The 3,648-nt window shown below is 49.0% G+C and carries 3 protein-coding genes and 1 pseudogene; 2 read left to right on the top strand and 2 right to left on the bottom strand.

Annotated elements, in window-relative coordinates; translation table 11 throughout:
• Positions 1 to 42 precede the first annotated feature (42 nt).
• Positions 43 to 930, top strand: coding sequence for a sensor histidine kinase KdpD (locus DW640_RS22890; RefSeq protein WP_233525473.1), 888 nt, complete (start codon positions 43 to 45; stop codon positions 928 to 930).
• 109 nt (positions 931 to 1,039) lie between these two features.
• Here the strand turns inward: DW640_RS22890 and DW640_RS22885 are convergent, their stop codons facing one another.
• Positions 1,040 to 1,297 carry a DUF4248 domain-containing protein gene (locus tag DW640_RS22885; RefSeq protein WP_008761088.1) on the bottom strand — a complete coding sequence of 86 codons (258 nt, stop codon included), beginning with the start codon at positions 1,295 to 1,297 and terminating at the stop codon, positions 1,040 to 1,042.
• A gap of 276 nt (positions 1,298 to 1,573) precedes the next feature.
• Between DW640_RS22885 and DW640_RS22880 the strand changes: the two genes are divergently transcribed.
• The gene (locus DW640_RS22880; protein ID WP_016269584.1) at positions 1,574 to 2,101 is read left to right on the top strand and encodes an HU family DNA-binding protein; all 528 of its coding nucleotides are present in this window, start codon (positions 1,574 to 1,576) and stop codon (positions 2,099 to 2,101) included.
• 658 nt (positions 2,102 to 2,759) lie between these two features.
• On the opposite strand, the pseudogene DW640_RS22875 reads toward DW640_RS22880, so the two are convergent.
• Positions 2,760 to 3,648, bottom strand: a pseudogene (locus DW640_RS22875) (inorganic phosphate transporter); the annotation flags it as partial.

Here is a 3,648-nt window from a genome sequence, read left to right as displayed (position 1 = left end):
CGGGACGCCTTCGAGCGCCTCGCCAATGGCGAAACGCAGAAAATGCGCGAGGAATATCGGGTAGGCAGACAGTGGCTTCCTTCCCCGCAACAGAATGAATGGGTAGAAGTGCGCGCAGCCGTGGACGAGCGCGACGCTAACGGAAAACCGCTGAGCCTTATCGGCACTTCGATGACCGTCACCCAACGAAAGGAAATGGAGGAAGCGCTCGTACAGGCAAAGGTGAAAGCCGAGGAGGCGAACACGCTCAAATCTTCTTTCCTCGCCAACATCAGCCACGAAATACGCACTCCCCTCAACGCCATTGTCGGCTTTTCCTCGCTGCTGGTGTCGGCGGAAAGGGGGATTTCGGAAGAGAAACAGGAATATATCAACATCATTGAAAACAACAACACACTCCTGTTGCAGCTTATCAGCGATGTGCTCGACCTTTCGAAGATCGAAGCCGGAACGATGGAGTCCGACTACGCCCCGATAGATGTGCACGGCCTGTTTATCGAACTCGAAGATACGTTCCGGTTGAGGAATAAAAAGTCCGGCATCTGTATCTGCTATCACCGCCGGACGACCGAATGTGTCGTAAAGGCGGACCGTAACCGTCTGGTACAGGTGATGATGAATCTGATGAATAATGCTGTGAAGTTTACCGGGGAAGGCAGCATTGAGTTCGGGTTTGATGTGCGCGAAGACGGTTTCCTGCATTTCTATGTCACCGACACCGGTTGCGGGATACCGGAGGAACGGTTGGAAGAAATCTTCGGGAATTTTGTCAAACTCAACAGCTTTGTGCAGGGCACGGGACTCGGACTCACCATTTGCCGGGCAATCGTCGAAAGGATGGGAGGAAAGATCGGTGCTGTCTCACGGCTGGGTCAGGGGAGTACTTTTTGGTTCACGCTGCCTTATACGGCCAACGAAGAGAAGATTTGAAAAGGACGTGGCGTGACGGAAATATACTTGCTTCCCGAAGAATGGGGCTTGACTAAAAAGTCAGCCCCTTCCCGAAGGGAGGGGAAGCCATGCGGATAGTCAGCTCGAATCAAGGCTCCCCCAAGAAACGGAAGATGAGCCCTACTTGCGCCGGAGTGAGCAGGATGGCTTTCTCGGAATATCCCGTGCGGGCGAGTTCGTTTTGTAGTGCCGTGTTCTTGGCGATCCAGCTGCGGAGAGTGCGGCGTGCGGAGGCGGGCTGTATGTGGGGCAGGTAGAGAGTGGCCAGTTGGCTTTTGCTGTATGCCTGTATGCGGGGCAGGGTTGCATTTTCTTCGGAAGTTGGTTTCATGATTTTTGCTTTCATTGTCTTTTGATACTGCTTTTACTATCTTTTCTATATTTCTTTCTTTCGTTTTCGTTGCCAATGTAAAGGTACGCCTTTTTTAGTCGTTTGGTGTTGCTTTGTACAGAAGTCCTTGGAGGCAGTATTTGTGCGAAGCCGTGCCGACTGGTGCTCTTCAGTTACAAGTCGTTACATCGTGTATCCGGACTTTTTTGCCATCGCCTACTTTTGTCACCGTAATCGATTGCACATAGAAAACTTACATCAACCATTAAAAAAAGAAAGGAAAACAACCTTATGCCATTAATTTACAAACCTTACCAGGCGAATATCGCCAACAAAGCGGGACAGAAACTGTATTACCCCCGCCTCGTGAAATTCTCGAAAATGGTCAACACGCAGAAGATGGCGGAGCTGATCGCCGAGAAGGCTTCTCTGACACCGGGTGATGTCCACAACGTGATTCGAAACTTGATGTCCGTGATGCGTGAACAGTTGCTCAACAGCCGCACAGTACGTCTCGAAGGCTTGGGCACATTTACGATGATCGCCAAAGCCGGAGGAAAGGGAGTCGTGTTGGAAAGTAAAGTCAGCAGTTCGCAGATCGTTTCGCTGCGCTGTCAGTTTACTCCCGAATATACCCGTTCTGCCGATGGCGTCACTACCCGTGCACTGACTTCCGGAGTAGAATTTGTCCACGTCAAGGACGTAGCGGGCGGCTTTGTGGACGACGATGATAAAAATCATTCGGGAGGCGGAGACACTCCCGGCGGAGGAAGCACTCCCGGAGGCGACGACGATGAGGCTCCGGACCCAACCGTTTAATGAGGCTGAATCGCTGACTCACTAATGCATGATCGGTTCCCTTATTAAATTGCTCCATTCACTCTGTTTTTTAACTCTAAAGAAGGAAGCTATGAAATTATTTTTAGAAAAGTTATTGGATATTTTGGAAGCACTCTTGCGCTTCCGTCGTCGGAAAGCTAAAAAGACGGGAGATTCATAAACCGACCTCCTCTCTTAAAAACTAGAGAATCCCCTTTTATTTAAAACCGTATCTGTCTATGATATGGGGTTGAATAAAGGGGATTTTTGTATGGGAAAGTAATAGGTAATTGTATAGTAATAGGTAGTGGAATTTAATTCATTTCATTTCTTGTGCGAAATGATTCATACCTGCTCTGAGATGTAGGATTTATGGAAAAGTGTATTATCAAAAAATGGGGTCACCTATACCCCTGTTTGCTACATTATGTTTTTTGAGCCCGATAATGCGGTAGTTGGAGAATTTTGACATCTATAAAAGAATATCCCGGCAGATTGGATAACAGTCAACCGTCCAATCATAAAAAGGGCTGCCCCAATTCTGCTTGGGAGCAGCCCTTCTTGCTTTTTCCGGTTTATCTCTAATGCATTTTATTTAATCAGATAGACTTTTTGAAGATAAACCCTTTTGTTGTGTGCTTTTGGGGGATGAGCCACCTTACGGCATTTCTGTTTCCATTTGGAATTTCCGGCTTACCTTCATCAGGTTAATGATGTAAGTCACTACATTTTGAGCTTCCTGCACCATGGTCAGATAAACCATACTTACCCGGATACTGCCCGACTGGCTTTGGATGCGCTGCAACTCTTTGCGTTTCAGTTGCGATAGCTGTCCGTTGAGGTCGTTGGCACGGCGGATTTCCTCTTCCATATTCTGATAATCGTTGTTTTCCAACTTCTTGCGGCATTGCTGAATCAGATAAGTGATGTCCTCGGCCACGTCGCTGAATTCACCTTTCTGAATGGCGTCGAGCGGGTTGAAGTTATTGTCGATGTGTTCAAGACACGGTTCGCAGAGGCGCGAGATGCTGTACACCAGTTCGCTGGCGAAGTCGTTGCCTTGATAGTAGTAGAGTCCTTTTTCGAGCACGGTGTTGTTGTCGAGGCGGCACATGGCAACGGTTCCGGTGCGTTTCATCTGCTTGATGAGCTGCTTTTCGAATTTCGTGGAACCCATGGCACGACGCAGTCCGCGCAGGTTTTCGTGTATAAAGGAGGTGACGGTCAGTTCGAAATTCGTTTCGGCGTACTCCAGCACTTTGGCGAGTTCTTCGCGGGTATGTTTACGCATCAGTTGCAGCGCTTCTTCGCTGTCGGCGGTCTGCATGAGTTGTTTCAGCGTTTCGTTGCCTTTCTCTTTTGCCTTGCGTTTCTTATACATCACCTGGCTGCGGATGAGGATGAAAATCGCTATTCCGATCAGTGCGATGATGGAGATGTTGCCGCCGTAGTGCAGCACGAGGGCTACGAAGAAGCAGATGGTGAAGGCGGCTCCGGCAGTGATGAACCAGCCACCGATGACGCTCAGAACGCCTGTGATGCGGTAG

Source organism: Bacteroides sp. AM23-12 (assembly GCF_003434395.1).
Lineage (GTDB): Bacteria > Bacteroidota > Bacteroidia > Bacteroidales > Bacteroidaceae > Bacteroides > Bacteroides thetaiotaomicron.
Note: the sequence above shows the minus strand (reverse complement) of the source record. Positions and strands in the feature narration are given on the sequence as shown.